At 65.4% G+C, this 3,402-nt stretch carries 5 protein-coding genes; 3 read left to right on the forward strand and 2 right to left on the reverse strand.

What is annotated here, in order from left to right; all coding sequences use genetic code 11:
* Both D9599_RS30300 and D9599_RS30305 read right to left on the reverse strand, forming a co-directional pair.
* On the reverse strand, nt 1-672 hold a 672-nt coding region (locus D9599_RS30300), incomplete at its 3' end, for a cation transporter (RefSeq protein WP_198385059.1).
* A gap of 92 nt (nt 673-764) precedes the next feature.
* A complete protein-coding gene (locus D9599_RS30305; RefSeq protein ID WP_198385060.1) occupies nt 765-1,013 on the reverse strand; it encodes a heavy-metal-associated domain-containing protein in 249 nt (82 codons plus the stop codon).
* Nucleotides 1,014-1,103: 90 nt separating this feature from the next.
* Here D9599_RS30305 and D9599_RS30310 point away from each other — a divergent pair, with 90 nt between their 5' ends.
* From D9599_RS30310 to D9599_RS30320, 3 genes are all read left to right on the forward strand, one after another.
* Complete coding sequence (locus D9599_RS30310) at nt 1,104-1,541, forward strand: helix-turn-helix domain-containing protein (RefSeq protein WP_198385061.1); 438 nt, start codon at nt 1,104-1,106, stop codon at nt 1,539-1,541.
* 157 nt (nt 1,542-1,698) lie between these two features.
* A complete protein-coding gene (locus tag D9599_RS30315; protein ID WP_198385062.1) occupies nt 1,699-1,962 on the forward strand; it encodes a hypothetical protein in 264 nt (87 codons plus the stop codon).
* A gap of 43 nt (nt 1,963-2,005) precedes the next feature.
* Nucleotides 2,006-3,064 (forward strand): glycosyltransferase family 4 protein, encoded by a 1,059-nt coding sequence (locus tag D9599_RS30320; RefSeq protein ID WP_198385063.1) that lies wholly within the window; start codon nt 2,006-2,008, stop codon nt 3,062-3,064.
* The last annotated feature ends 338 nt before the right edge of the window (nt 3,065-3,402 follow it).

Raw genomic sequence — 3,402 nt, forward strand, 5'->3', positions numbered from 1 at the left:
GAGGTCGCCGACCTTCAGGCTAGCGGCAGGGACCTCGCGGGCTGTGCCGTCCTCTAGCAGCAGTGCAGTCCGCGGCACGAGTGCGCCGAGCGCCTCGATGCCCGCCCGGGCCCGCCCGGCCGCGACGTTCTCGAGCAGCTCGCCGATGGTGAAGAGGAACACGACCACCGCCGCCTCGGAGGTCGCACCGATGGCGATGGCGCCGACGGTCGCGATCGACATCAGCATCTCGATGCTGAAGGGCGACCCGGCGCCCGCCGCGGCGATGGCCTTTCGGCCGAAGTAGCCGAGGCCGAGCAGGGCAGCGGGCAGGTAAACCCAGTGGTCTAGGGTCGGGGCGGCCAGCGAGACGGCGAACCCGGCCACCATGAGGGCGCCGATCGCCGCGGCGAGCCGCGCCTTCTTCCCCTTCCACCAGGGCTGGCGCGGACGGACGAGCGGCACGTCGGCGGCACCCGCGCCAGGTTCGCCCTCGACGACCCGCGGCGCCTCGACCGGAGAGACGCCGTAGCCGAGCTTGCGGATCCCCTCCTCGACAGCCGAGCGCGGCGTGGCCGCTTCGTCCAGCCGGAAAGCCAGGACCTGGCTGTGGTAGTTAACCCGGATGTCCTCGGCCCCGCCGAAGCGGCCCACGGCCGTCTCGATTTTTGAGGCGCAGGACGGGCAGTCCATGCCCTCCACGTGATACCGCAGGGCCGACCTGGACCCGGAGGTCAGTTGAGCCGTTCCACCATCAGCCATTGCCTTCACCCCGTCCTTGCCAGTCACGCCAGAGGCGCGACGCCGTAGCCGAGCTTGCGGATCTTCTCCTCGACGGCCGACCGTGGCGTCGTGGCCTCGTCCAGCCGGAACTCCAGGATCTGCGCTTTGTAGTTAACCTGGATGTTCTCGGCGCCGCCGAGCTGCTCAACCGCGTCCTCGATCTTCAGGGCGCAGCTGGAGCAATCCATGCCGTCCACCTGATAGCGCAGGTCCACCCGCGTCCCGGGTGCTGTGGTTTCGCTGTTGGCCATCGGTTGCTTTCCCGTTCAGGTATGTCCCGCCGGTTGCGGCACGGACAGAAGTCGCCTATATGGACCCTATAGTGGATACAGGGTCAAGGGATGACTTTGGAAAATTCGTTGAACATCGGTGCCCTTGCTAAGGCGACCGGCACAAAGGTGGAGACGATCCGCTGGTACGAACGGGTCGGCCTGCTCGCCGCCCCCGCCCGCACCGCCGGGAACTACCGGACCTATGGGGAGCCGCACCTCGGCCGCCTGAGCTTCATCCGGCGCGCCCGGGACCTCGGCTTCTCGCTGGAGCAGATCCGTACCCTGCTCGATCTGGCCGAGGACCGCGAGCGTTCCTGCGACGCGGTGGACGCCATCGCCCGCGAGCACCTGGGCGAGGTGGACCGGAAGATCGCCGACCTCCAGGCGCTACGCCGAGAGTTGGACTCCCTTAGCGGGCAATGCCGACATGGGAAGGTGGCGGAGTGCCGTATTATCGAAGCACTTGCGCCCGCTCCGCACCTACTGTCGTCCTCGGTCTCCAAGTAAAAAACTGGAGCACAGAACAGACCACTTATTTCGGCCGGGGCCGATGATGGTCGCAACGGGGCAAATGAATACGGGTCAACATCAGCCTGGTGCTCATAACGGTCGACTAGACGCCGAGCTGCGCCATTCACACGACAGCCTGCTTAACGAGTCAGCGGTGGCGCCCGAGGTAGTTAGCCTTGGCACCCTCACGCGCAATGTGTGGCGTGACGCCGCCTTCCTGAACCTGGACGTCGAGAGCTACAGGGCCGAGGCGCTAGCGAGCTTGGCACAACCCCTTCCCGCCCTCTCCTTTGAGTTTACGCCTGTTGAGTGGGAGGTCGCGCGCGACGGCTTCGGTCTTTACTGCTTCAACGCGGCGCTCGGAGAGGACATGCGCCTTCTCCACCCCGCACCGCCCGACGCGGCGACGACATGGTGAAGGGGCGCGGCGGGTCTGTGCGCGCCTGCGGGACGGCGCACTGATGGATCCCTTGATCGTTCTCCGTCACCTTAGCTTCGCTGCCGCACTCGCCCTTCTCTCTGCCGCCCTCGTGTGGCTGATGATTGTGCGCCCAGTCCTCGATGATCCCGCACGCCGCGACGCTACGGCGCACACTGTCCCGACCCCGAAGGGCGGAGGGGTAGGCATCGTTGCGGCCTTCATCGCGGGGATGCTCGTCCTCTACAGCAGTGCGACTTTTGCCCGGATCGCTGATCCAGAGTTCGTCGGCGTCATTTTGGCCGCTATCGCGATCGCGGGCGTCGCGCTGGCCGACGATATTTGGGACTTCCGCTTCGCCGTGAAGCTCGCGGCGCAGGGAGCGGCGGCACTCGTCGCGATGGCGTCCGGCCTCATGATCCACCGCCTCGCGCTTCCCTGGATCGGCGTCGTGGATCTCGGCATCCTGGGACCGTTTCTCACCCTCTTCTGGATTGTTGGCTGCACAAACGCTGTGAACTTCATGGACGGGATGGACGGACTGGTCGGGGGCACCCTCCTCGTTGCCTGTACCGCCCTAGCTGTCACCTCGGCGTTCGAGGGAGGGTGGTTCATCTACGCGGCCTCGCTCTTCCTTGCGGCGGGAATCGCAGGGTTCCTGCCATTCAACCTCCACCCCGCTCGCATCTTCATGGGGGATGTGGGGAGCCAATTCCTCGGCTTTGTCCTCGCGGTGCTAGCCGTCGCGGCGGCGCGGTTCGACGCGGCGGGGATGTCCTTCCTTATCGTGCCGCTGCTGCTCTTCGGCATTCTTTTCGACGCCAGTTTCACTCTTGTCCGTCGCATTCTTATGGGCGAGCCGCCCGCTGCGCCGCATCGGACTCACCTCTACCAACTCGCCCAACGCTCAGGTATGGGCGTGCGGGCGGTGACGGCAGTCCACGGCAGCTTCGTACTGTTTCACACAGTGCTCGCGCTCGTCTTCCCTCACCTCGCGCCTGACGTGAAGCCGCTTATTGTCCTCCCAGCGCTCGCGGCGCAGCTCGGCTGGCTTGCTACAGTCGCGATCCACGTGCGGCGTGCGGGCCTCCAGTGGCGATGACAGCGCGGCCGATGTGATAGGCGATGAGGTTTGTTCTTCTTCTGGGCAGGGCATGCTCCTTCTTTGTTGCTTGTGCAGCTATCGATGGCAGTATGTGGGTGGACTGGTTTCTCGCAGGCCACGCGGCAAGCACCGCGTGACCCGCCTCGTGCTGGAGCGGCACCCAGGTCTCCCGGCTGTCGCGCTCCGAGGCCGCCATCACGCAACTCCGAGGTGATCCCCCTGGTGGGGCAGGCGGAGACGGCTGCGATGCTGTCGACCGTCCCACTATGTAATCCTTGCAGAAATACTACAATGGATGTTTGATGGTTTGATTGTTCAGGCGGTTTGATCGATAA

This window comes from Roseomonas sp. KE2513 (genome assembly GCF_016107305.1).
In the GTDB taxonomy this organism is placed as follows: Bacteria; Pseudomonadota; Alphaproteobacteria; order Acetobacterales; family Acetobacteraceae; genus Roseomonas.

Coding starts and splice junctions, on each gene's coding strand:
- D9599_RS30305 (WP_198385060.1), bottom strand. CDS start 1,013: ATGGCCAACAGCGAAACCACAGCACCCGGGACGCGGGTGGACCTGCGC.
- D9599_RS30310 (WP_198385061.1), top strand. CDS start 1,104: ATGACTTTGGAAAATTCGTTGAACATCGGTGCCCTTGCTAAGGCGACC.
- D9599_RS30320 (WP_198385063.1), top strand. CDS start 2,006: ATGGATCCCTTGATCGTTCTCCGTCACCTTAGCTTCGCTGCCGCACTC.